The organism is Pseudomonas sp. GXZC (assembly GCF_026967615.1).
Classification (GTDB): Bacteria; Pseudomonadota; Gammaproteobacteria; order Pseudomonadales; family Pseudomonadaceae; genus Aquipseudomonas; species Aquipseudomonas azotoformans_A.
Genome location: NZ_CP114115.1, coordinates 2,564,692 through 2,588,512 on the forward strand (window position 1 = coordinate 2,564,692; position 23,821 = coordinate 2,588,512).

A 23,821-nucleotide genomic window follows, 5' to 3' on the forward strand; every position below is an offset into this window, starting at 1 on the left:
ATGAGTCGAGAGCGGCGCATCATACGCTGTCAGCTATCGGCACTCACCTGTGTCGGTTCGGGGCAGCTTTGGTCGCCGTCGTTCAAGCCTTGCTTGTAGTTGCGGCTCAGCAGCGAAGCCTTGCCGTTGTGCCAGGTCAGCGTCAGCACATACAACGTGTCGTAGTCGCTGCCGGACCAGTCGTCGGTGATGGTGTGCTTTTCGCCCGACGCTTCGCTTGCCACCTTGTTGATCAGCTCCGGCAAGTAACCGTGGGACCAGGCGGTGTAGATGGTTGCGTTGTGGTACTTGTCTTCCACCAACTCGTCAGCCAGGTCGCTGGTGTCATTGGCGGAAAACTTGATGTTCACCGGCAGGCCCAGCTTGATCGCGCTGGGGCTGATGGTCATCAGTGGGCGAATGTAGCTGTAGGAATTGTCCAGCTCGCCTTCTTCCACATTTCGTGTCGGGTTGGCGGCGAAGACGAAGTCGGCCTTGCCGAATTTTTCCGGGAGCAGGGTGGCCAGGTTCATCGCCCGGTTGAGGCCTTGGCAATTGAGCTGGCCCAGGCCGCCGGCGGGTTTTTCGCCGTGGCGCAGGAAGATCAGGGTTTGCACGCCATCCACTGGCTCGGCGCTGCTGATGCGCGACTCGAGGGTCAGGCCGATAGCACCGCCTACCAACAACAGCGGCAACATGATGTATGAATATCGTTTCAGGCGCAGCGCAAGGCACAGAGGCTTGATGGTCATTAGTGTCGAGTCTTCAGTGCAGCGGATTAAGGCGGACAAGCCCGGCCCCAGTGACGCATCCGGCGTCCTGCGGTGTTCCCTGTCGATATAGCGCGTTGCCTCCATTCACCGTTTGAGCGCACTTAAGAGTGCCCGCGGGCCTATTGGTTCGCCCATGCGGGATAATAGCCAGCGGTTGTTGCGTATTGATGACCCATGCAGGACGCTTGGCAGATGACTATCATGGTTGCTTTCTGCCCAGGTACTTGCGATGAACCCACTCGCCGCGTTTCCGATCAACAGCAAATGGCCCGCCCAGCATCCCGAGCGCCTGCAACTCTACTCGCTGCCGACGCCCAACGGGGTAAAAGTCTCAATCATGCTCGAAGAGCTGGGCCTGCCCTATGAAGCCCACAAAGTCAGCTTTGAGACCCAGGACCAGCTATCGCCTGAGTTCCTGTCCCTGAACCCCAACAACAAGATCCCCGCGATCATCGACCCCAATGGCCCCAGCGGCCAACCGTTGGCCCTGTTCGAGTCCGGTGCGATCCTGATCTACCTGGCGGAAAAAACCAGCCAGTTGCTCTCCGAAGACCCGGCCACCCGTTATGAAACCCTCCAGTGGCTGATGTTCCAGATGGGCGGTATCGGCCCGATGTTTGGTCAGTTGGGGTTCTTCAACAAATTTGCCGGCAAGGCCTACGAAGACAAACGTCCCCGTGACCGTTACGCCGCCGAATCCCGGCGCTTGCTCGACGTACTGGAGAAACGCCTGCTGGGTCGCACCTGGATCATGGGCGACGAGTACAGCATTGCCGACATCGCGACCTTTCCGTGGATCCGCAACCTGATCGGTTTCTACGAATCCGGCGACTTGGTGGGCATAGCGGACTTCCCCAATGTGCTGCGCGCGCTGGACGGTTTCGTCGCACGGCCGGCAGTGATCCGTGGCCTCAGTATTCCGAGTTGAAGCATGCCGACTTTTGATTTCAAACAGCTGGACGTTTTCAGCCGCGTGGCGCTCAAGGGCAACCCGCTGGCGGTGGTGTTCGGTGCCGACAGCCTGACGGACCAGCAAATGGCGGACTTCGCCAACTGGACCAACCTCAGCGAAACCACGTTCTTGCTGACGCCGCGTGATCCGAAAGCGGACTACCGCGTGCGAATCTTCACCACCTTGAAGGAGCTGCCGTTCGCCGGACACCCGACGCTGGGCAGTTGCCACGCGTGGCTGCAGGCCGGCGGGATCCCGAAAGGCGAAGAGATCATCCAGGAGTGCGAAATCGGCCTGGTACGGATCCGTCGCCAGGGCGATGAGCTGGCATTTATCGCGCCGCCGTTATTGCGTTCAGGGCCGGTGGAGGCCTCGTTGATCGAGCGCGTGCGCCTGGCGCTGGGCTTGGCGCCGGAAGCCATTGTGCGCAGCCAGTGGGTCGACAACGGCGCGGGCTGGCTTGCGGTGATGCTGTCGGACCGAGATCAAGTGCTGGAGCTTCAACCGGACTATTCGCAACTGCTGGGTTTGGCGGTGGGTGTCATCGCTCCCTGCGATCCCACGCGGGACGATGTGGACGCACAGTTTGAAGTCCGTGCCTTCATCGCGGGTGACGGCGCCCAAGAAGACCCGGCCACCGGCAGCCTGAACGCGGGTGTCGCCCAATGGCTGCTGGCCGAAGGCCTGGCGCCTGAGCGCTATGTGGTCAGCCAGGGCACGGCCATCGGGCGGGCGGGGCGGATACGCGTCGAGCGCCAGGGCGATGAAATCTGGGTGGGCGGCGCTGTGGCGGTGTGTATCGAAGGGCGATTGCAGCTCTAGATCAATGAATTGTTACGGGCGGCGCAATACACTGTTGGCCCCTCGGCGTTTGTGCTGCCGGGGCCAAGGGGCATAAGCTTTCGCCCCAAAGATTTCTGCCTTGTGATAGGAAAGCCATGACCAGCCAGTTCCCCCAAGCCCGCCCACGCCGCCTGCGCCGCTCCCCGGAGCTGCGTGGTTTGTTCCAGGAAAGCGAATTCACCCTGAACGACCTGGTGCTGCCGATCTTCGTCGAAGAAGAAATCGACGACTTCGTGCCCATCACCAGCATGCCTGGCGTGCTGCGCATCCCTGAGAAGAAACTGGCCGGCGAGATCGAGCGCTATGCCCGCGCCGGCATCAAATCGGTGATGACCTTTGGCGTGTCCCATCATCTGGACGCCAGCGGCAGCGACACCTGGAAGGAACGCGGCCTGGTCTCGCGCATGTCCTCGATCATCAAGGACGCCGTGCCGGAGATGATCGTGATGTCCGACACCTGCTTCTGCGAGTACACCAATCATGGTCATTGCGGCGTGATGCACGGTGCCCATGTCGACAACGACGCGACCCTGGTCAACCTTGGCAAGCAAGCCGTGGCCGCCGCCCGTGCCGGTGCTGACGTGATTGCGCCTTCGGCGGCAATGGACGGCCAGGTCCAGGCGATCCGCCGCGCCCTGGATGACGCAGGCTTCACCCATATCCCGATCATGGCGTACTCCACCAAATTCGCCTCGGCCCTCTACGGCCCGTTCCGCGAAGCCGGCGGGAGCGCGCTCAAGGGCGACCGCAAAAGCTACCAGATGAACCCGATGAACCGCCGCGAAGCCGTGCGCGAATCGTTGCTGGACGAGCAGGAAGGCGCGGACGCGCTGATGGTCAAGCCCGCCGGTGCCTACCTCGACATCATCCGCGACATCCGCGAAGCCTCACGCCTGCCGGTGGCGGCGTATCAGGTGAGCGGTGAGTACGCGATGATCAAGTTCGGCGCCCAGGCGGGTGCGATTGATGAGGATCGGGTAGTGCGCGAGACGTTGGGATCGATCAAGCGCGCGGGTGCGGACTTGATCTTCACCTACTTTGCGATGGACCTGGCGTTGGCCGGGATCTGACACACTCTGCTGCGGAACTGCCGCTATCCTTGGGCGTCGATAGTTGATCGTCGCTCAAGGAAGTCCCATGTATTCAAGTCGCCTGATCCTCTGCCTTGCCACTTTGCTGGTGCTGGCCGGTTGCTCCACCACACGCAACCCGCAACAGCCGGAGCGCAGCGAAGCCGAGGTGAAAGCGCAGATCGTGCGGCTGCTCCCCGCCCAACTGCCCGACCGCAAGGGGTGGGCCCAGGACATCTACGCCGCCTTCGACACCCAGAAAATCTACCCCAGCACGGAAAACATCTGCGCGGTGCTGGCGGTCACCGAGCAGGAGTCCACTTACCAAGTGGACCCACCCGTGCCGAATATGGGCAAGATCGCCCAGGATGAAATCCTGCGGCGTGCCGGAAAAGTCCACGTGCCGGCGTTCGTCGTGCGCAGCGCGCTGCAATTGAGCTCGCCCACGGGCAAGACCTACGCCGACCGCCTGAGTGCCGCGCGCACGGAAAAGGACCTGAGCGGGATCTTCGATGACTTCATCAGCATGGTGCCCCTGGGCAACACGCTATTTGGTGGTTTCAACCCGGTGCATACCGCAGGGCCGATGCAGGTCAGTATCGACTTTGCGCAGAAGCAGGCGCGCGGTTATCCCTACACAGTGGACGGCACCATTCGTCGCGAAGTCTTCACCCGCCGGGGCGGCATGTATTTCGGCATCGCGCATTTGCTCGGTTACCCGGTGAATTATGACCAGCCGTTGTACCGCTTTGCCGACTTCAATGCCGGCTGGTACGCCAGCCGCAATGCCGCGTTCCAGGCTGCCGTCAGCCGTGCCTCGGGCACCGAACTGGCGCTGGATGGGGATTTGATTCGTTACGGTTCACTGCTGCCGGGCACTACCGAGCTGGCGGTGCGTTCATTGGGCGCGAAGCTGGACATGCGCAACCCCAGCATCCGCAGCCAACTGGAGCAGGGCGAGCAACGGGATTTCGAGGACACCACGCTCTACAAACGCGTGTTTGCCCTGGCCGACAAGGCGGCGGGCAAGCCGATGCCACGGGCGATCCTGCCGGGCATCGTGCTCAAGAGCCCCAAGATCACCCGCAACCTCACCACCGCCTGGTTCGCCAAGCGGGTGGATGAACGTTATCAGCGGTGCATGAAGCGCTGATCAGCTTTGTGGTGAGCGGGATTGTTGTGGTGAGCAGACTCGCCACAACCACAGCACTAGAAACGGCAGCACATAGGCTGCGCGCCACAGGCCATCGGCAGTCCCGTCCACCAGGTTAAAGCGGGTCTAGTGGATTAACGCAAAGCATCGCGCGGGATTTGCGCGGTGGATGGTCATGGCTGCCGCTTGCGGCGAGGCGTACATCTCAATCTTCACTCCAGGGAAGAATCCGCCATGATTGCTCACGCCGTGCCTGAAGGTTTTGTTTCGCTGCCCCGCAGCAGCCCGCTGCTGGATCTGCTCGGCCCGGCCTATTGCCGAGGGGAGGGCCTGCAACTGGAGATCGGCCTGCGCGCCGACAATCGCCACGCCAATGGACGCGGCACCGTGCATGGCGGGGTGTTGGCGACCCTGGCGGATATCGGCATGGGGTACGCGATGGCGTTTTCCAGTGAGCCGCCGCTGCCGTTGATTACGGCGAGCATGACCTTGGATTATCTAGGGGCGGTGCAGGTGGGGGAGTGGATTGTGGTGCGCTTGGAGCATCACAAGCGTGGGCGGCAGATGGCGTTTGCCACGGTGAGCTTGCAGGTGGGGGAGAAGGTCGTGGCGCGGGCGAGTGCGGTGTTTGCGGTGCCGCAGGGGCGGGATTGAGGGTAAAGAAAAGGCCTGGTTTTCGTGGAACCAAGCCTTTTCCATGTTGCGCGTTGAATCAGTTGCGTTCGAGTGCCAGCGCGACGCCCTGGCCGCCACCGATGCACAGCGTTGCCAGGCCTTTCTTGGCATCACGCTTGATCATTTCATGCAGCAGGGTCACCAGCACGCGGCAGCCTGAGGCGCCGATCGGGTGGCCGATGGCGATGGCGCCACCGTTGACGTTGACCTTCTCTGCATCCCACTCCAGTTCTTTGCCCACCGCCAGAGATTGCGCGGCGAAGGCTTCGTTGGCTTCGATCAGGTCCAGGTCGCCCAGGCTCCAGCCGGCTTTGTCCAGGCAGCGACGGGTGGCTGAGACCGGGCCAATGCCCATGATGGCTGGGTCGACGCCCGCGTTGGCGTAACTGGCGATACGCGCCAGCACCGGCAGGCCGAGGGCCTTGGCTTTGTCGGCGCTCATCAGCAGTACCGCAGCGGCGCCGTCGTTGAGGCTGGAGGCGTTGCCGGCGGTGACGCTGCCGTCTTTCTTGAACGCCGGTTTCAGTTTGGCCAGGGACTCGGCAGTGGTGCCGGCGCGAGGCTGTTCATCCACGGCGAAGGCCACCGGGTCGCCTTTGCGTTGGGGAATCAGGATCGGGGTGATCTCGTCGACAAAGCGGCCTGCTTCAATAGCAGCAGCGGCTTTTTGCTGAGACGCCGCAGCGAACGCGTCCTGGGCTTCACGGCTGATGCCGTACTTGTCCACCAGGTTCTCGGCGGTGATGCCCATGTGGTAGTCGTTGAACGCATCCCACAAACCGTCGGTGATCATGCTGTCGATCATCTTGGCGTGGCCCATGCGCAAACCGGTGCGCGCAGCGGGGAGTACGTACGGAGCCAGGCTCATGTTCTCCATGCCGCCGGCGATGATCACCTCGGCGTCGCCGCAACGGATGGCCTGGGCGCCAAGGTGCAGGGCCTTGAGGCCGGAGCCGCAGACTTTGTTGAGGGTCAGGCTCGGCACGGCGTGGGGCAGGCCGGCAAGGATCGAAGCCTGACGCGCCGGGTTCTGGCCTGAGCCTGCGGTGAGCACCTGGCCGAGGATCACTTCATCCACTTGGGCCGGGTCCAGGCCGGTCTGTTCCAAAAGGCGGCGGATCACGGCAGCGCCCAGTTCCGGGGCTGGAATGTTCGCCAGCGAACCCTGGAAGCTGCCCACGGCGGTGCGGGTGGCAGCAACAATCACGACGTCTTGCATGAGATCTGTCCTCACTGGAAGTGCATTTCTGGAACGTGGTCCGGGACGATCAGTTTACCGGCGGTCTTGCTCACAATCTCTTCAACGCTGACGCCAGGTGCGCGTTCCTTGAGGACAAAAGCGCCATTTTCGATTTCCAGGTAGGCCAGGTCGGTCAATACACGCTTGATGCAGTTGGCACCGGTCAGCGGCAGGCTGCACTGGCTGAGCAACTTGGACTCACCGTCCTTGGAAGCGTGGGTCATGATCACGATGATGTTTTCCGCACCGGCTACCAGGTCCATAGCGCCGCCCATGCCTTTGACCAGCTTGCCGGGGATCATCCACGAGGCGATATTGCCTTGTACGTCCACCTCAAACGCGCCAAGCACAGTGAGGTCAACGTGGCCGCCACGGATCATCGCGAAGGATTCGGCGGAGGAAAAGATCGACGCGCCGATACGTGCGGTAACGGTCTGTTTGCCGGCGTTGATCATGTCGGCATCAATGGTGTCTTCGGTGGGAAACGGTCCCATGCCCAGCAGGCCGTTTTCCGATTGCAGCATCACTTCCATGCCTTCGGGGATGTAGTTGGCCACCAGGGTCGGAATGCCGATGCCGAGGTTGACATAGAAGCCGTCCTGCATTTCGCGGGCGACGCGTTGAGCCATTTGTTCGCGGGTAAGAGCCATTTTAGGTGTCCTTATTGTTCGGGCTGGGGGCGGATTATTTGCGTACGGTGCGCTGTTCGATGCGCTTCTCGAACGTGCCGCAGATGATCCGGTCGACGTAGATGCCAGGGGTGTGGATCTGCGCCGGGTCCAGCTCGCCCGGTTCGACGATTTCTTCGACTTCGACCACGGTGATCTTGCCGGCGGTGGCGGCCAACGGGTTGAAGTTCTGGGCGGTGTGGCGATAGATGACGTTGCCGAAATGGTCGGCTTTCCAGCCTTTGACGATGGCGAAGTCGCCGGTGATGGATTCTTCCATCAGGTACGGACGACCGTTGAACTCGCGGGTTTCCTTGCCTTCGGCCACCGGGGTGCCGACGCCGGTCGCGGTGAAGAAGGCCGGAATGCCGGCGCCGCCAGCGCGCATTTTCTCGGCCAGGGTGCCTTGGGGCGTCAGCACCACTTCGATTTCGCCGCTGAGCAATTGCTTCTCGAACAGGGCGTTTTCACCGACGTAGGAAGCGATCACCTTGCTGATCTGTTTTTCTTCCAGCAACACGCCCAGGCCGAAACCGTCGACGCCACAGTTGTTGGAAACCACGGTGAGGTCGCGGGTGCCTTTGCGCTTGATCTCGGCGATGAGGTTTTCCGGAATACCGCACAGGCCAAAACCACCGGAGAGTACGGTCATGCCGTCTTCCAGGCCTGCCAGTGCTTCCTCGTAGGACGCCACGCGTTTATCGAAACCTGCCATATGCACCTCTTTTATTGTTTGTGGGCCAGCCAATGAACCGAGTGTTGCTCCGGCTGATTGATTTGTTAAGTTGTTTTTTAAGGTTGATTGATTTAAAAAACAGCATAGTCGCTCGACCGTTTGGAGTAGCGTCATGACCGTTAAACAGATGCGCGCGTTTCTCGCCGTGGCCCAGACCCTGAGTTTTGCCGCCGCCTGCGAGCGCCTGCACCTCTCTCAATCGGCGCTGAGCCTGACCATCAAGGGGCTGGAAGAAGGCCTGGGCGGGCGCCTGTTCAGCCGCAATACCCGCAACGTTGCCCTGACGCCCGAAGGCGAGTCCTTGCTGCCCCTGGCGCGCCGGCTGATTGCCGACTGGGACAATGCCGAAGACGAACTGCGCCAGCGTTTCACCTTGCAGCGCGGGCGAGTCACTGTGGCGGCGATGCCGTCTTTTGCGGGCAACCTGCTGCCACCGATCCTGAAGATATTCCGCGCGCGTTACCCGCAGGTGAATGTGACTGTGCATGACTTGATCAATGAACAGGTGCTGGAGATGGTGCGCGACCGGCAGGTGGAGTTGGGCGTGGCGTTTGAGCCTGCGGAAGGTTCATCACTGGCGTTTACGCCGTTGTACCTCGACCGCTTCATCGCCGTGGTGCCGGGTGATTCGCCGTTGGCACACTGTGCCGAGATCGATTGGAAAAGCTTGCTGGAGCAACCGTTCATCACCTTGCAAAGGCCGTCTACGGTACGCGTGATGTTGGAAGAGCACTTGGGCGCGCTGCAGATGAAGCTGCCGGTAGCCCTGGAAAGCCATCAGTTGGCGACGGTGGGCAAGATGGTGGCGAGTGGCTTGGGCGTCAGCGCGGTACCTGCGTTGTGCGCAAGGCAGATGGAAGAGGCGGGCGCGCACTGCATCACCTTGAACGATCCGGTGATCGAACGGCCGATTGGTGTGCTGACCAAGCCAGGGCATGAACTCTCGGCAGCGGCGCAGGTGTTGTTTGATATTTTCCGCGATGAAGCGACAAAGGGGCGGTTTCCGGCATTGTTGTAAAACTCAGGCACTAAAAAGCCCGCTTGAATGAACAAGCGGGCTTAAATGTTTAATGCGTTGTTATCAGCAGTATCTATCAATCACTTTAACGTGCGATTGGCCTTTGAGGTTCTGCCATTCGGTATTAAGTGTGTGGAAAACCTGCTCGATAAAGTTGCGATCGGCGGCGGCTTTCTTGCCGACATAACCCTGGCCCCGACGGTAAACCCTCAGGCGTGCCGCCAGCTCACGGTGATTGCGGTCGAACTCAGCCTCTTCGGTATTGGGCTCCAGGCAGTCAAGTTGCACTTCGCCCGATTTGCCAATCCACAGGATATGGTCGTCGAGTGTGTCTTTCTGCGCTGCGAACATCTCAGCCAATTCATCGATAGTTGGTTGGTTGTTCAGATTCATGTGTAAGCCCCTTGACCAGTTGGCGATCTATCAGTTGGTTCGTTAAAACATCTTTAGTTGTCTCCGGTTGCGAAAACCGGGCGTCAGCGACTGTCTGCCGAATACGGGCAGGGTCTTGAACCTGATGCATGTAGTCTTGCTGATGAACTGCTACGCAATGCTTTCATAACGAAGACAAGCCGCGTTTGAGCGCCTTGTACCGAGCCCTTCGGGCCGGTCAGCTTCATCAATCCGCCTTGTGGGCAGTGCACATCCGGAAAAAACAGCTCGGCGGTCAGACGAGCTTGTTCAAAACGCTTGTTGCCAACGCTCCCGATCCGGGAGACGTCTCGATAATGCAAGGACAAAAAGGTTACGTCAACGGTTATGTAGTGATTATTTTTGATCACTACATAAATCGCCGTGAGGACGGGAGAATGCGGGAAAACGTGACTTGGGCGTCATTTTCTGGAGGTGCAGGTCAGGCAGATATCAGGCCAATCGCTCTGTCAGCAAGGGCAACAATCGCTCACACTCGGCTTCGATCTTCACCTGTAACAGCTCATCCCCTCGGGTCTTGCCCAAGTTGATTGCAATGACGGGTTTGCCCTGTTCGACCATGGCCTTGCACAGGCGAAACGCCGAATAGGCCATCAGCGACGACCCCACCACTAGCAACCCCTCGGCATGCTCTACCGCAGCCATTGCCCTGGCCGCTGTTGCCGGCGCTACGTTCTCGCCAAAAAACACGACATCCGGTTTCAAGCGCTCGCCATTGCAGTGGGGGCAGCGCGGGACCTGGAAGTGTTGTTCAAAGACGGGATCAAGCAGGGTGTCGCCATCGGGCGCCTGCACCGCGTGGACTTGCGACAGATAGGGGTTGTCGATTTCCATCTGCCGCTGGATCGCGTCACGTTGACTGCGCAACTGGCAATCCAGGCACAGCACTCGATGTAGGCTGCCGTGCAGTTCAATGACGTCGTGGCTGCCGGCTTGATCGTGTAGGGTATCGACGTTCTGGGTGATCAACCCGCTGATGCGCTCGCGTTGTTGCAGTGTCGCCAGCGCCTGGTGCGCCTTGTTAGGTTGCGCAATGCGGACCCTCGGCCACCCTAGCATCGCTCGCGCCCAGTAACGGCGCCGCGCCTGCGGGGTGGCGAGGAATTCCTGGTACATCATTGGCGCTTTGCCCCGCCGCACGCCTTCGCTGTCGCGGTAATCGGGAATGCCCGACGAGGTGCTGATCCCGGCACCGGTCAACACCAGAAAACGCCGGTCGGCCATGGCCCGGTGCAGGGTGTCGAGGTGGTCCTCTTGATGTTCCAGCGTGTCGAGCATGGGTTCCCCTATTCGCCGCGGATGTACTGCTCCAGCTGTTTGATCAGGTCAGCCTGGTCGGCAATGGCTTCTTTCACCAAGTCACCGATGGAGAGCAGGCCCAGCAGTTTGCCGTCTTCCACCACCGGCAGGTGGCGCAGGTGACTGTCGGTCATGATGTTCATGCACTCATCGACCTTTTTATGGGTGTCGACGGTGATCACCGGAGAACTCATCACCTCATGCACCTTTGTGGTGACCGACGAAAGCCCCTTGAGCATGATTTTGCGGGCGTAGTCACGTTCGCTGATGATACCTACCACCACGCCATCCTGGACGACCGGCAAGGCCCCGACGTTTTTCTCCGACATCCGGACCAGTGCTTCAAACACGGTGTGGTCGTGTTTGATGACATGGACTTCCTGGTTTTTCTGGTCCTTGGCTTTGAGCACTTGTGCAACGGTTTTCATGGTGGCCACTCCGGTTTTTGTTAGTTAGTCAGGCTCCCCTTACAGAATCCTAGACGGCCCGCGCCACGGCAAGGTCCAAAGCGGCGCTAAACCCGTCGAAAAACGTCATTCGACGGATTTTTTTGGGCTTTACCCGGCATTTGTCGGCTTTTTCGCCCGCTTGGGGGCGGCTGTGGTCTTGCGTGGCGCGCTCTTGCGCTTCTTTTTCCATGGCGCGGCGCCGCGTCCTGCCGGGCTGGCGGGGCCGCTGATGGTCATGCGCAGGCCATTGCAACGCGCCACCTGCTTGCTCATCCAGGCCGCTTGTTTGGCGACGAATTCTTCCAGGCTCATTTCGCCGCTTTGCACCATGTCCAGCGCCTGCTCCCAGATCGCCGTGGTGCCAGGGTCCGCGATGGCGCGGGGCACGGCGTCGATCAGGCTGAACGCTGCCGGGGTGGCCGACAGCGCCTTGCCGTTCTTCACTAGGTAGCCACGGTCCAGCAGGCCCTGGATGATGCCGGCACGGGTGGCTTCGGTGCCGATGCCAGTGGTGTCCTTGAGCTTTTGCTTGAGCAGCGGGTCTTCCACCAGCTTGGCGACGTTTTTCATTGCCTTGATCAGGTCGCCTTCGGTAAAGGGCTTGGGCGGTTGGGTCCACAGGTCCTTGAGGTTGACCTTGGCCACGGCATAATCCTGGCCCTGCACCAATGCCGGCAACGCTTGCGGAGCCGGCGCTTCGCGGCCTTTTGCTGGCGCGAGGGCTTCGGGCAGGGCACGTTTCCAGCCCGGTTCGATGACCACTTTGCCCACTGCGCGCAACGCTTGGCCTGCGCACTCGAAGTCCGCCTGGGTGCGATCGTATTCGTGGTTGGGCAGGAACTGCGCCAGGTAGCGTGCACGAATCAGGGTGTACACCGCACGGTGCTTGCCGGTGAGTTGCCCTACATCTTTGCCGGCGCCGGTCGGGATGATGCCGTGGTGGGCGCTGACCTTGGCGTCATTCCACGCCCGCGAGCGACGCTGCGGGTCGATATAAGGCATCAGTTCATTCACCGCCGTATCAGCACGCCCCAACGCAGCGAGAATCTTCGGCGCGTCGCTGTGTTGGCTCATCGGCAGGTAGCCGCAATCGCTGCGCGGGTAGGTGATGACTTTGTGGGTTTCATACAGCGACTGGGCGATATCCAGGGTTTCCTGGGCGCCGAGGCCGAGCTTCTTGGAGCAGATTTCCTGCAGGGTGCCGAGGTCGAACGGCAGGGGCGCCACTTCGCGCATGCGTTCGGTACGCAGCTTGACCAGCCGCGCGGTGGCGGCGTTGTGCATGGCGTCGGCGGCGTCTCGCGCCAGTTGCGGGTTGAGGCAGCGGCCCTGGTCATCACAGGCATCCTCGGCCGCGCGCCACTGGGCGGTGAAGGTCATGGCGTTGTGGCGCAGGTCGACATCGATGGCCCAGTACGCCACCGGTACAAAATCGGCAATGCTGCGGTCGCGGTCCACCACCAGGCGCAAGGTCGGCGTTTGCACCCGACCCACAGGCAATACGCCCTGATAACCGGATTGGCGCCCCAGCAAGGTAAACAGGCGACTCATGTTCATGCCGATCAGCCAGTCGGCGCGGGAACGGCCCAAGGCCGAGTGATACAGGCTGAAGGTCTCGGCGCCTGGCTTGAGGGCGGCCAGGGCCTTGCGGATGGAGGCGTCGTCCAGCGCCGACAGCCACAGCCGTTGGATCGGCCCACGATAGCGGCAATGCTCCACCAGCTCACGCGCGATCATCTCGCCTTCGCGGTCGGCGTCGGTGGCGATCACCAGTTCCTGGGCTTCCCCCAGCAAACGCTTGACCGCCTTGAACTGGCTGGCGGTCTTGGGCTTGACGCGCATCTTCCATTTTTCCGGGACGATGGGCAGGTCGGCCAACACCCAGCGCTTGTACTTCTCGTCGTAGGCGTCGGGCGGGGCGGTTTCCAGCAGGTGGCCGATGCACCAGGTGACCGTGACGCCATTGCCCAGCCAGCAGCCATCGCCCCGGCGACTGGCACCGAGTACGGCCGCAATATCCTTGGCCTGGGAAGGTTTTTCACAGAGGTACAGCCGCATGCTCAGCCCGTTCGTTACACCGTCGAATGGAGAGCAGGATGGGCAAAAGAAGGGATTTGATCAACCATTATCTGGATGGATATACAGCAATTTTTGTGCACCCCCCGTCCCGTAAGGGAAGGGGGCGCCTTCAGTCAGTTGTTATCAATATCCACATGCCGCGTTTCTTTGAGGCAGAACAGCCCCACGATCAGGCTCACCCCGGTCACCACCACCGGGTACCACAGGCCGTAGAAGATATCGCCGGTGTACACCACCAGGGCGAACGACACGGTCGGCAGGAACCCGCCAAACCAGCCGTTGCCGATGTGGTAGGGCAGGGACATCGAGGTGTACCGGATGCGGGTCGGGAACAATTCCACCATCAACGCGGCCAGTGGGCCGTAGCACATGGCGGCGATCAGGATCAGCGCCACGATCAGCACCACCACCATGGTCTTGTTGACCTGGGCCACGTCCGCCGAAGACGGATAGCCGGCCAGGGTCACGGCGCCGCGCAGGGCTTTTTCGTCAAACCCGTCGATCCGCACGTCGCCCACGCTTACCTGCACCGGGCTGCCCGCTGGTGCGGCGGCGCTGCTGTAGGGCAGGCCCTGCTTGACCAGGAAGGTCTTGACCTTGTCGCACGGGCTGTCGAATTTGGCCTTGCCCACCGGGTCGAACTGGAAGGTGCAGGTGGCCGGGTCGGCCAGCACGGTGATCGGGGCCTGGTTGCTGGCCTGGTCCATCGCCGGGTTGGTGTAGTGCGCCAGGCTCTTGAAGATCGGGAAGTACAGCGCGGTGGCCAGCAGCAGGCCGAGCATCAGCACCGGCTTGCGGCCCACTTTGTCGGACAGCCAGCCGAAGAAGATGAAGAACGGCGCGCCGATCACCACGCTGATGATCAGCAGCATGTTGGCCAGGGCCGGGTCCATCTTCAGGAACTGGGTGAGGAAGAACAGCACATAGAACTGCGCCGCGTAGAAGGTCACCGCCTGGCCGCCGTTGATGCTGAACAGGGCGATCAGCACGATCTTGAGGTTTTCCCATTTGCCGAATGAATCGCGGATCGGCGACTTGCTGGCCTTGCCTTCCTCTTTCATTTTCAGGAACGCTGGCGACTCATGCAGGCTCATGCGAATCCACGTGGAAATACCCAGCAGCACAATGGAGAACAGGAACGGAATACGCCAGCCCCACACTTCGAACTGGTCACCGGTGAAGTAACGGCAGGCCAACACCACCAGCAGTGACAGCAGCAGGCCGAGGGTCGCAGTGGATTGAATCCAACTGGTGTGGAAGCCACGTTTGCCGGCAGGCGCATGTTCCGCCACGTAGGTCGCCGCGCCGCCGTATTCACCGCCCAGCGCGAGACCTTGCAGCATGCGCAGCACGATCAGGATGATCGGCGCCGCAATGCCGATGCTCGCGTAAGTCGGCAACAGCCCGACACAGAAGGTCGCCACGCCCATCAAGATGATGGTGACGAGGAAGGTGTATTTGCGCCCGATCATGTCGCCCAGGCGGCCAAACACCAGCGCGCCGAACGGCCGCACCACAAAGCCGGCGGCAAAGGCCATCAAGGCAAAGATGAACGCCGTGGTGTCGTTGACCCCGGCAAAGAACTGCTTGCTAATCACCGCCGCGAGGGCGCCATAGAGGAAAAAGTCATACCACTCGAACACCGTCCCCAGGGACGAGGCGAAGATGACCTTCTTTGAGTCGTTGCGGGTAACGGCGCTGTTGACCGCCGAGCCCAGGGGTTGAGCATGTTCTGACATCGGGTAGCCCTCACAGTGATTATTTATTGTTGTTCCACTGTCGGCGCCAGGTCTGGCGCCGCTATTCAGATTGCATGAACCAGTTCTTTCTCCGGGGCGAGACTCCTTGTATTCGGCGAAAGGATCAGCTGCGCGGCCTTTTCCGCGATCATCAGCGTCGGTGAACAGGTATTGCCGGACGTGATACGCGGCATGATCGACGCATCGGCAATGCGCAAGCCCGGCACGCCATGCACCCGCAGTTGCGCATCGACCACCGCGTCTTTATCGCTGCCCATGCGGCAGGTGCCGACCGGATGGAAGATGGTCGTACCGATGCGCGCGGCGGCTTCGTGCAACTCGTCTTCGGTTTGCAAGGAATCCCCCGGCAGATATTCCACCGGTTTGAATTGGCTCAGGGCGGGTGCGGCAACAATGCGGCGTGTCAGGCGGATCGCGTCGGCGGCTACGCGCAAATCTTCTGGGTGGCTCAGGTAATTGGGACGGATCAGCGGTGCATCCGCAGGGTTGGCCGAGCGAATGTCGATGCGCCCGCGACTTTGCGGACGCAAGTCGCAGACCGATGCGGTAAACGCCGGGAATGCGTGCAGCGGTTCGCCAAAGCGCTCCAGTGACAGCGGCTGAACGTGGTATTCGAGGTTGGCCGAGGTCTGTTCCGGACCCGAGCGGGCAAATGCGCCGAGCTGGCTGGGCGCCATCGACAATGGGCCGCTGCGGTCATACAGGTAACGCAGGCCCATGCCCATCTTGCCCCATAGCGTGCCGGCGATCTGGTTGAGGGTGCGCGCGTTTTCCAGTTTGTAGATCAGCCGCAGTTGCAGGTGGTCCTGCAAGTTGCCACCAACGCCCGGCAGTTCATGCAGTACGTCGATGCCCAAGGGTTTGAGCACACTGGACGGACCGATTCCCGAACGCTGCAAAATACCCGGTGAACCTACGGAGCCAGCGCACAGCACGATTTCCTTGCGTGCCTTCCAACTCAGCTGCTGGCCCTGCTGGCGGCCGATTACGTGGGAGGCGCGGCCGTTCTCCAGCAGTACACGGTCGACTTCCACCTCGGTCATCACCGTGAGGTTGGGGCGCTGGCGGACCGGCTTGAGAAACGCCTTGGCTGCATTCCAGCGCACGCCGGCCTTCTGGTTGACCTGGAAGTAGCCGCAGCCTTCGTTGTCGCCCGTGTTGAAGTCGTTGAGGGTGGCAATGCCGCTCTGCGCCGCCGCATCACGGAATGCATCAAGGATCGGCCAGTGCAGGCGCTGCTGTTCGACGCGCCATTCGCCACCGTCGCTGTGGAACTCCGAGCCGCCGGCAAAATGGTTTTCGCTTTGCTTGAACAGGGGCAGCACGTCTTTCCAGGCCCAGCCTGCGTTGCCTTCTGCCGCCCAGCCGTCGTAATCCTGGGTCTGGCCGCGCATGTAGATCATGCCGTTGATGGACGAGCAGCCGCCCAGCACCTTGCCCCGAGGGTAACTCAACGCACGGCCTTGCAGGCCTTCCTGGGCTTCGGTCTTGAAACACCAGTCGGTGCGTGGGTTGCCGATGCAGAACAGGTAGCCGACGGGAATGTGGATCCAGGGGTAGTTATCGCGGCCGCCGGCTTCAAGCAGCAGCACGCGGTGAGCGGGGTTGGCGGACAGTCGATTGGCCAGCAGGCAGCCCGCGGGGCCGGCACCTACGACGATGTAATCGTATTCAGCAGTTGCAATGGGCATCTGAGGCCTCGCTTGTTTTTCTTATTGGCTCCATCCTAGTTGTTAGTTTTCGTCTTAAAAATGTTAGTTTTTACCCAGCTGCTGTGCGTTTTTAAACAGCGAGACCCTTTGACTTTGCTCTATGTGGTGAGCGAGCTTGCTCGCGCTGGGGCGCGAAGCGGCCCCCTTGCCTACAAACACGGTTTTTCAGATGCAACGAGGCTTCCGGTTTTGGGGCTGCTGCGCAGCCCAGCGCGAGCAAGCTCGCTCTCCACAGGTACCGGGCACGGCTTTAGTCAGTATTTATGTCCATCGGAGGGAGGCATCATGTTCGACTGGAACGACCTGCGGTACTTTCTGGAGCTGCAGCGCAGCGGCCGCCTGCTCACCGCCGCGCAACGCCTGAAAACCACCCACGCCACCGTCGCGCGGCACATCGAGGCGATCGAGAAAAGCCTCGGCACCGCGCTGTTCGTGCAGCATGCCCAGGGCTACGAGTTGACGCCGGCCGGCGAGGCCTTGCTCAAGCACGCCGAAGCCATGGAAAACGTCGCGCTGCTGGCTGAAGACGAACTGACCCACTCCGCCGCGCCCCTGGGCAAGATCCGCCTCGGCGTGGCCGAGGGATTGGGCGTGATGTTCCTGGCCAGTCGCATGGGCGGGCTATTTGATCGCTACCCCGGACTGGAAGTGGAATTGGTGGCGGTGCCGCGCTTTGTCAGCATTCTCAACCGCGAAGCGGAGATCAGCATCCACCTCGAACGCCCCAGCGTCGATCAACTGGTCACGCGCAAACTCACCGACTACCGCCTGGCCCTCTACGCCAGCCGTGCCTACCTGGAGCGCAACCCGCCGATCGAAAAACGCGAAGACCTCGCCGCGCATGCATGGATCGATTACGTGGACGACTTGCTGTTCAGCCAGGAACTCAAGTTCCTCAGCAGCTTTTGCCGCAACCCCAAGGTGGTGTTCCACAGCACCAGCGTGATCGCCCAGCACCAGGCGGCGCGCTCCGGGTTGGGGATTGCGGTGTTGCCGTGCTTTATGGCGTCGGGCGATCCGGACTTGGTGCCGTTGCTGCCAGGTGAGGGGATCCAGCGCAGCTACTGGATCAGCTCGCGCCGGGAGTTGCACAAGTCGGTGCGGCTGCGGGTGTTGTGGGATTACGTGGTGGAGTTGTGCGCGCGCGAGCAGAGGTTGTTGCTCGGCGAGATCTGACTGACCGTAACCGGATCAAAACTGTGGGAGTTTACTCAATCGAGTCAGGCGCGCAATTCGAACTCCGCGCTGCCTAGCCGATCCCCATTCACCAACACGTGCACCACATGCCGTCCGGGATAGTGCTTACGCGTGGTCAACTCGCGGATATGCTGCTCACGCCGAATGCTGTGATGCTCACCCGCGCCGAGGGTAAACGCCTTGAGCTTGAACACTTTCGCGGCACTGTGGCCGGCGCTTTTCACGTAGTCGATGGCGTAGTCCACCACCAGTTTCTGTGGGGTAGTGGAGGTGGACTCCAGGCTGAAGGACAGGTTGATGCGTTCGCCCAGGTTGATCACCGCCGGTGTGACCTTCAGGTGGTGGATCTTCACCTCGGCCTTAGCGCCGGCGCCCATGATCGTCAGCGCACGGGTGTTGCCTTGCTTGATCAGGCTGCGCAAGGCATGGCGGGCGATCCACGCAGTGTGCGGGTTATCCAGGTTCCAGCCCTCGATCAGGTTGAGCACCCAGTCCGGGTGGTCCTTGGTGATGTCATTGAGGTGGTTGGCCACCGACTTGCGCACATAAAGGCTGCTGTCGGCCTTGAGGTTGTCGAGGATCGACGCGCACAGCTCGGGATTGGCCTGCACCTGTGCCAGTCGGAATGACCAAGGCAGGCGCGGACGCGAACCTTCGCTGGCCAGCCGGCGCACGTGTTCGTTGTCATCCAGCGACCATTCCTGCATGACCTCCAACGTGCGCTGGAAGTCGTGCTGCAAAAAGTGGCGGATGGCGAATTCGGCGGAGCCAAAGGTGGTGAAGTACTTGAGCGCGGCCATGGAGCGCTTGAAGTCATCCAGCCCGTAACTCGCCACGAAGTGCGGCAGGAACAGGCTGACAAACGCGCTGTTCAGGCGCGGCGCCAGGGCGTGGAGCAACTTGAGCGTTTGCGGATAATCCAGCGGGATCACCGCATGCAGGCTCTCGCTGACCCGTGCCATGCGCTGCATCACCGACAACTCGGCCAACCCGGCCTTGGCGTGCTTGAGGAAGCCCTTGGCGTCGAACGCCGGGTACACCGCCGTCATCTCATTGGCGATGTGTTGCAGGCGTTCGACGTTGAAGATTTCCTTGAGGGCCGGGGCGCTTTGGTCGGTCATCGGTGATTCCAGTGGCGTTTAGAGAAACCAGCGGTATTCCCGCGCGTTGATCTCTTGTTGGAAGGCCAGGTGATCCTGGCGTTTGTTTTCGCAGTACACGTCGACAAATTCGGCGCCCAGCTTATCGCGCAATACCGCTTGATGCTGCATGGCACGCACGGCGTCGAGCATGTCCAGCGGGAAGTCGGTGCCGCTGCTGCGGTCTTCGTTCAGCGGGGCGATGGGTTCGTACTTGGCTTCCAGGCCGTGCTCCATGCCGATGAGGATCGCCGCCAGCACCAGGTACGGGTTGGCGTCGGCACTGGCCAGGCGGTGTTCGATACGCAGGTTGCGCGGGTCGGATTCGGGAATGCGCACGCACGCATCACGGTCTTCAAAGCCCCAGCTGGCGCGGGTGGCGGCGTTGACCGTACCGCCCAGGCGGCGGAAGGCGTTGTGATTGGGCGAGAAAATCGGCATGCAGTGGGGCAGCAACTCCAGGCAACCGGCCACGGCGTGGCGCAACGGTTGCTGTTGGTGCGCTGCCAGCAGGTTATTGCCCGCGCCGTCATACAGGCTGACATGCACATGCATGCCGCTACCAGGGTATTGCAGGTACGGCTTGGCCATGAAGCTGGCGCGGTAACCGTGCTTGAGCGCCACGCCACGGGTGCTGCGGCAGAACAGGGCGGCCCAGTCGGCGGCGCGCAGGCCGTCATCGAGGTGGCCGAAGTTGATCTCGAACTGGCCTGGGCCGATCTCGGCAGTGATCACCGTGATATCGATGCCTTGGTCCTTGGCAGTTTGCGCCATGTCATCCAGCACTTCGCTGAAGCGTGACAGCCGTTCGATATGCAGGTTGGGCTGGTCGTCGGCGTCATCGCTCAGTGGGTCGCGGGCGAATTGCGGCAGGCCGTTGTCGAGCTTTTTGTCGAACAGGTAGAACTCCAATTCGAAAGCCACCACCGGGTGGATGCCCTTGTGGTGCAGGCGCTCCAGCACCTTGGCCAGCACTTCGCGGGGTTCGAATTCGATGGGCGCTTCGGTGCCGTCCGAGGTGATCAGCATCTGGCCCAGGGGTTGCGACTCCCAGCTCACTGGCTTGAGCGTGCCTGGCACCAGACGGCGGTTGGCATCCGGATCGCCGTCGTTGAAACAGTAGTCACTGATCTTGAACAGGCCACCCTGGGCCCCCAGCAACACTGCGTTTTGCGGCAGTTTCAACGGGCTGCCGGCGGCGACTTTTTCCAGCATCTCGATGGGGTAGCGCTTGCCGTAAAAATGCCCGGGAATGTCCAGGGCGATCAGGTCGACGTAACGCACGTCGGGGTGGTTCTGGCGAAAGGTCCGGACTTCGGCCAGTAGGGAGGCAGGATGGCTTTTCACGGGTGCAGCTCCTAGTTGTAAACCCACAGCACGCGGGCGGGCAGGTCAGTCAGGTTGGCGTAGCGGCAATGGGCAAAGCTGGCCAAGTGGAAACTGTCGCCAGGGCCGAGGGTGACCGAATCGACCTCACCTTCAACCCACAAGGTCAACTCGCCTTCCAGCACAAAACCGGCCTGTTCGGCACGGTCGCTCATGGTTTGTTCACCGCTGTTGGCACCCGGCGCCAACAGGCTGTCGAGCATCGAAAAGGCGCCATTCATGCTCGGTGAGACAAGGATGTCGGTGATGCCATTGGCGTAATACACCGTGCGCCGTTCGTTGGGGCGGGTAATCCAGTCCACGGCCTTGGGTTTGGGCTGGCTGTAGAAATAGGTGGTGGGTACATCGAGGGCGTGGCTGATGGCAGTGAGGTCCGCCACGGTCGGGCGCGACAGGCCGCGCTCGACCTGGGACAGAAAACCCACGGATCGCTCGATTTCTTTAGCGAGCTGGGCCAGGGTGAGCTTCTTGTGCTTGCGCAGGTCGTGGATCAGCGCGGCGAGGGTGGCAAGTTCTTCTTGAGGTGTCATGAAATTTATTTCGATAAATTTCATGAAAAATTACAGGATTTATTTCACGGAGGCAATGGGGCATCTGCCGCAGCTGAATCCCCTGTGGCGAGGGAGCTTGCTCCCGCTGGGGCGCGAAGCGGCCCCAACTCAAACACCGCGTTCGTTCAGACAGATCGCGCTGACGTTTTTTGGGGCTGCTGCGCACCCCAGCGGGAGCAAGCTCCCTCGCCACAATGGGGGTGTGAAATATGAGGAAATTGAACTGAGCAGAAAGATGGGCGGTGACTGCTAGCTTGAATTGATCTCTTATCCATTCACAGGAGCAGTGAGTTGCTTCAGAAGCCCAACTCTCATCTGTTGCGTCGTGGTCGCTATTCAGAAACAGGTCGTGCCTATTTGGTGACCGCTGTGGTTTACCAACGCCGGCCAGTATTTGCCGACTTTTATCTGGGTCGGTTACTGGTGGCAGAACTCAAACAGGCCCATGACCTCGGCAGGGTTGAATCCCTCGCATGGGTCATCATGCCGGACCATTTCCATTGGCTGTTTGAGTTACGGGATGCATCGTTGCCCCAGGTTATGCAGAGGGTGAAATCGAGGAGTACGCTGGCGATCAATCGAGCCTGTGGTACACAGGGCGCTTTGTGGCAGAGCGGATACCATGACCGTGCAGCACGTGCCGAGGAAGACCTTATTCCCATCGCACGCTACATCATCGGTAACCCCTTGCGAGCGGGTTTGGTGGAGCGCATAGGCGACTACCCACTCTGGGACGCTGCCTGGTTATGAAGGCCAATCCATCTGTGGCAAGGTAGCAAGCTCCCTAGCCACAGGTGAATTGAATGATCATGCGCGGCGGCGGTCCGAACTTGGGTAAGCATCATTCATTGAAGGAGCACCCATGAAGTCCAAGTCCTTGATCGCCTCGCTGCTGGTCGCTACCAGCCTGTGCACCGCCAGCTTTGTCGTGCAAGCCGGTGATACCCCTCAGGAAACCGTGCAACCTTCGAACATCAACACCCGTGACTTGAAAGAAGGCGACCGCGCGCCCGATATCTTGATGCGCAAGGAGTCGGCCGTCAGTGACTGGAAGAAACGCGGCCTCAAGCAGCCTGAAGAAGACAGCCAGTGGGCGCGGGTGGGCGATAGGTTTGTGTTGCTCAAGACCACCAACGGCACCATTCTTGAGATCACTCCCGTCAAGAAATGACCTTGTATTCCTGCCCTGTTCCTGAGTTAAGGTAGCCGGCTTAAAAGGCCGCGTTACCTTCTAGGAAAGAGAGCAGGATGCTTGCCACAATAAGAAACTACCCCCGCATCGTTAACCTGCTGCTGTCCGCCACGTTGCTGCTCACGCTGGCCAAGGCCATTACGTTTCCGTACCTGGTGATTTACCTCACCCGCCACTTCGCTCTTGATATCACTCAGGTCGGCCTGGTGATCGGCAGTTCGCTGATCGTCGGTTCGTTGCTCAGTGTGTACGGCGGTTTCCTCGTAGACCGCGTCAACAGCTACCGGCTATTGCTGGCCTTAAGCGTGCTGTTTGTGCTGGGTTTTATCGGCACGGTGCTGGCGCAGAATATCTGGGCGTTTTACAGCTGCCTGATCCTGATCAACCTGGCTTACGCGGTGATCGATATCGCCGTCAAAGCTGGCTTTGCCAGCCTGTTGCCCGAAGATGCACGTAGCGAAGTGTTTTCCATCAAGTACACCCTGACCAATATCGGCTATGCCGTAGGGCCTTTTTTCGGGGCGATGATTGCCAAATGGGATATCAGCCTGCCGTTTATTCTGTCGGCGCTGTTGGGGGTGGGGTTTTTCCTGCTGTATTGGCGCTGGGGCGACCGTTCCCTCACCACCGTGGATGCCACGCAAAAACCGGTGCCATTCCTGGCCGTCGGCCGAGTGCTTTTAAGCGATCATCGCCTGGTGTGCTTTACCCTCGGTGGTGTGCTCAGTGCCGTGGTATTCGGCCAGTTCACCGCGTGGCTGTCGCAATACCTGGTGACCACCACCAGCGCTGAATACACCTACACCGTGGTCAGCGCCGTGCTGACCACCAACGCGGTGCTGGTGATTGCCTTGCAGTATGTGATTGGCCGGCGCATTTCGCACCGCTACCTGGGTCAGTGGCTGATCGCGGGGCTGGGCATGTTCATGCTCGGAGTCGTTGGGTTCGCGCTGTCCACCAGCGTGTTGTGGTGGGTGCTGGCGATGGCGGTGTTCACGGTGGGGGAGATCATCGTGTTTCCGGCCGAGTACATGTTCATCGACCGGATCGCCCCGGACCATCTGCGCGGCATGTATTACGGGGCGCAGAACCTGTCCAACCTGGGCGCCGCGTTGGGGCCGGTGTTGTGTGGGCTGGTATTGGCCAGCCTGCCGGCCCACTACATGTTCTACATGCTGGGGGCGTTCATCGTGGGCGGCGGGGTGTTTTATTTCATTGGGGCGTCGTTGAGGGCAAGTCATCCAGCGTGAGCTTGCCCATGGTGTTGCTCTGCAGTTCGTAGCGCAGTTCTTCCACCATCTTTTCCACTTCTTGCGGGGTCTGCAGGCGGTTGGTGCTGATCCCGGTCACCACCAGATCCACTCGACCGGTTTCGGCGTCGTAGACCTTGAGTGTCAGGGATGCGTCCCGGCACAGGGTGAACTCGCACGTCAGCGGCGACAGGCCTTCTTCGATGCAATTTCGCAGTTGAGAGAGGGTAAACATGCGGGTTCCTTCAGGCATAAGTTCGATGCTTAA

Annotated in this window: 25 protein-coding genes; 11 read left to right on the forward strand and 14 right to left on the reverse strand. The window is 60.7% G+C overall.

The window, feature by feature from the left end:
* Positions 1 to 29: 29 nt before the first annotated feature.
* The gene (locus tag OZ428_RS12285; RefSeq protein WP_061436099.1) at positions 30 to 731 is read right to left on the reverse strand and encodes a hypothetical protein; all 702 of its coding nucleotides are present in this window, start codon (positions 729 to 731) and stop codon (positions 30 to 32) included.
* Positions 732 to 981: 250 nt separating this feature from the next.
* Here OZ428_RS12285 and OZ428_RS12290 point away from each other — a divergent pair, with 250 nt between their 5' ends.
* The 5 genes from OZ428_RS12290 to OZ428_RS12310 all read left to right on the forward strand — a co-directional run bounded on the left by OZ428_RS12290 (position 982) and on the right by OZ428_RS12310 (position 5,424).
* A complete protein-coding gene (locus OZ428_RS12290) occupies positions 982 to 1,680 on the forward strand; it encodes a glutathione S-transferase N-terminal domain-containing protein (protein ID WP_038843913.1) in 699 nt (232 codons plus the stop codon).
* A gap of 3 nt (positions 1,681 to 1,683) precedes the next feature.
* Positions 1,684 to 2,526, forward strand: coding sequence for a PhzF family phenazine biosynthesis protein (locus OZ428_RS12295; protein WP_269133507.1), 843 nt, complete (start codon positions 1,684 to 1,686; stop codon positions 2,524 to 2,526).
* Between the two features lie 116 nt (positions 2,527 to 2,642).
* Positions 2,643 to 3,617 carry a porphobilinogen synthase gene (gene hemB / locus OZ428_RS12300; protein WP_269133508.1) on the forward strand — a complete coding sequence of 325 codons (975 nt, stop codon included), beginning with the start codon at positions 2,643 to 2,645 and terminating at the stop codon, positions 3,615 to 3,617.
* 67 nt (positions 3,618 to 3,684) lie between these two features.
* Positions 3,685 to 4,770: a DUF1615 domain-containing protein gene (locus OZ428_RS12305; protein ID WP_269133509.1), complete on the forward strand. Its 1,086-nt coding sequence runs from the start codon at positions 3,685 to 3,687 to the stop codon at positions 4,768 to 4,770.
* Between the two features lie 234 nt (positions 4,771 to 5,004).
* Positions 5,005 to 5,424 (forward strand): PaaI family thioesterase, encoded by a 420-nt coding sequence (locus tag OZ428_RS12310; protein WP_269133510.1) that lies wholly within the window; start codon positions 5,005 to 5,007, stop codon positions 5,422 to 5,424.
* Between the two features lie 58 nt (positions 5,425 to 5,482).
* Here the strand turns inward: OZ428_RS12310 and OZ428_RS12315 are convergent, their stop codons facing one another.
* The 3 genes from OZ428_RS12315 to OZ428_RS12325 are packed head-to-tail and all read right to left on the reverse strand — an operon-like array spanning position 5,483 to position 8,068.
* Entirely contained in the window at positions 5,483 to 6,664 is a 1,182-nt protein-coding gene (locus OZ428_RS12315) for an acetyl-CoA C-acetyltransferase (RefSeq protein WP_068931771.1), read from the reverse strand.
* A gap of 11 nt (positions 6,665 to 6,675) precedes the next feature.
* Entirely contained in the window at positions 6,676 to 7,335 is a 660-nt protein-coding gene (locus OZ428_RS12320; protein ID WP_065872325.1) for a CoA transferase subunit B, read from the reverse strand.
* 34 nt (positions 7,336 to 7,369) lie between these two features.
* Positions 7,370 to 8,068 (reverse strand): CoA transferase subunit A, encoded by a 699-nt coding sequence (locus OZ428_RS12325; protein WP_010211319.1) that lies wholly within the window; start codon positions 8,066 to 8,068, stop codon positions 7,370 to 7,372.
* A gap of 133 nt (positions 8,069 to 8,201) precedes the next feature.
* Here OZ428_RS12325 and OZ428_RS12330 point away from each other — a divergent pair, with 133 nt between their 5' ends.
* Complete coding sequence (locus OZ428_RS12330) at positions 8,202 to 9,107, forward strand: LysR family transcriptional regulator (RefSeq protein WP_269133511.1); 906 nt, start codon at positions 8,202 to 8,204, stop codon at positions 9,105 to 9,107.
* Between the two features lie 63 nt (positions 9,108 to 9,170).
* On the opposite strand, the gene OZ428_RS12335 is transcribed toward OZ428_RS12330, so the two are convergent.
* The 6 genes from OZ428_RS12335 to OZ428_RS12360 form a co-directional block, all read right to left on the reverse strand.
* Complete coding sequence (locus tag OZ428_RS12335) at positions 9,171 to 9,500, reverse strand: hypothetical protein (protein WP_033902055.1); 330 nt, start codon at positions 9,498 to 9,500, stop codon at positions 9,171 to 9,173.
* 471 nt (positions 9,501 to 9,971) lie between these two features.
* A complete protein-coding gene (locus tag OZ428_RS12340) occupies positions 9,972 to 10,817 on the reverse strand; it encodes an NAD-dependent protein deacetylase (RefSeq protein ID WP_269133512.1) in 846 nt (281 codons plus the stop codon).
* Positions 10,818 to 10,825: 8 nt separating this feature from the next.
* Positions 10,826 to 11,266, reverse strand: a complete 441-nt coding sequence (locus tag OZ428_RS12345) for a CBS domain-containing protein (protein ID WP_016977364.1) — start codon at positions 11,264 to 11,266, stop codon at positions 10,826 to 10,828.
* A 129-nt stretch (positions 11,267 to 11,395) separates the two neighbouring features.
* Positions 11,396 to 13,345, reverse strand: coding sequence for a DNA topoisomerase III (locus tag OZ428_RS12350; protein ID WP_269133513.1), 1,950 nt, complete (start codon positions 13,343 to 13,345; stop codon positions 11,396 to 11,398).
* A gap of 134 nt (positions 13,346 to 13,479) precedes the next feature.
* A complete protein-coding gene (locus OZ428_RS12355) occupies positions 13,480 to 15,105 on the reverse strand; it encodes an MFS transporter (RefSeq protein ID WP_033902058.1) in 1,626 nt (541 codons plus the stop codon).
* A gap of 65 nt (positions 15,106 to 15,170) precedes the next feature.
* A complete protein-coding gene (locus tag OZ428_RS12360) occupies positions 15,171 to 16,817 on the reverse strand; it encodes a GMC family oxidoreductase (protein ID WP_269133514.1) in 1,647 nt (548 codons plus the stop codon).
* A 306-nt stretch (positions 16,818 to 17,123) separates the two neighbouring features.
* On the opposite strand from OZ428_RS12360, the gene OZ428_RS12365 reads away from it, so the two are divergent.
* Complete coding sequence (locus tag OZ428_RS12365) at positions 17,124 to 18,014, forward strand: LysR family transcriptional regulator (protein WP_038851312.1); 891 nt, start codon at positions 17,124 to 17,126, stop codon at positions 18,012 to 18,014.
* Positions 18,015 to 18,058: 44 nt separating this feature from the next.
* Here the strand turns inward: OZ428_RS12365 and OZ428_RS12370 are convergent, their stop codons facing one another.
* Genes OZ428_RS12370 through OZ428_RS12380 form a run of 3 tightly spaced genes read right to left on the reverse strand, consistent with a single transcriptional unit; the run spans position 18,059 to position 21,090 of the window.
* Positions 18,059 to 19,156: a DNA alkylation repair protein gene (locus OZ428_RS12370; RefSeq protein ID WP_269133515.1), complete on the reverse strand. Its 1,098-nt coding sequence runs from the start codon at positions 19,154 to 19,156 to the stop codon at positions 18,059 to 18,061.
* An 18-nt stretch (positions 19,157 to 19,174) separates the two neighbouring features.
* A complete protein-coding gene (locus OZ428_RS12375) occupies positions 19,175 to 20,521 on the reverse strand; it encodes a glutamine synthetase family protein (RefSeq protein ID WP_269133516.1) in 1,347 nt (448 codons plus the stop codon).
* Between the two features lie 11 nt (positions 20,522 to 20,532).
* Positions 20,533 to 21,090 carry a helix-turn-helix domain-containing protein gene (locus OZ428_RS12380; RefSeq protein ID WP_269133517.1) on the reverse strand — a complete coding sequence of 186 codons (558 nt, stop codon included), beginning with the start codon at positions 21,088 to 21,090 and terminating at the stop codon, positions 20,533 to 20,535.
* Here OZ428_RS12380 and OZ428_RS12385 point away from each other — a divergent pair.
* The 4 genes from OZ428_RS12385 (at position 21,089) to OZ428_RS12400 (ending at position 23,553) form a co-directional block, all read left to right on the forward strand.
* On the forward strand, positions 21,089 to 21,364 hold the full coding sequence (locus tag OZ428_RS12385; RefSeq protein WP_269133518.1) for a hypothetical protein: 276 nt from the start codon (positions 21,089 to 21,091) through the stop codon (positions 21,362 to 21,364). The two genes, OZ428_RS12380 and OZ428_RS12385, sit on opposite strands and share 2 nt — an antisense overlap.
* 38 nt (positions 21,365 to 21,402) lie before the next feature.
* A complete protein-coding gene (locus tag OZ428_RS12390; RefSeq protein WP_269133519.1) occupies positions 21,403 to 21,861 on the forward strand; it encodes an REP-associated tyrosine transposase in 459 nt (152 codons plus the stop codon).
* A gap of 112 nt (positions 21,862 to 21,973) precedes the next feature.
* Positions 21,974 to 22,282, forward strand: coding sequence for an RcnB family protein (locus OZ428_RS12395; protein WP_269133520.1), 309 nt, complete (start codon positions 21,974 to 21,976; stop codon positions 22,280 to 22,282).
* Between the two features lie 77 nt (positions 22,283 to 22,359).
* Entirely contained in the window at positions 22,360 to 23,553 is a 1,194-nt protein-coding gene (locus tag OZ428_RS12400; protein WP_269133521.1) for an MFS transporter, read from the forward strand.
* On the opposite strand, the gene OZ428_RS12405 is transcribed toward OZ428_RS12400, so the two are convergent.
* Positions 23,516 to 23,788 (reverse strand): DUF1652 domain-containing protein, encoded by a 273-nt coding sequence (locus OZ428_RS12405; RefSeq protein WP_071489650.1) that lies wholly within the window; start codon positions 23,786 to 23,788, stop codon positions 23,516 to 23,518. The two genes, OZ428_RS12400 and OZ428_RS12405, sit on opposite strands and share 38 nt — an antisense overlap.
* Positions 23,789 to 23,821 lie beyond the last annotated feature (33 nt).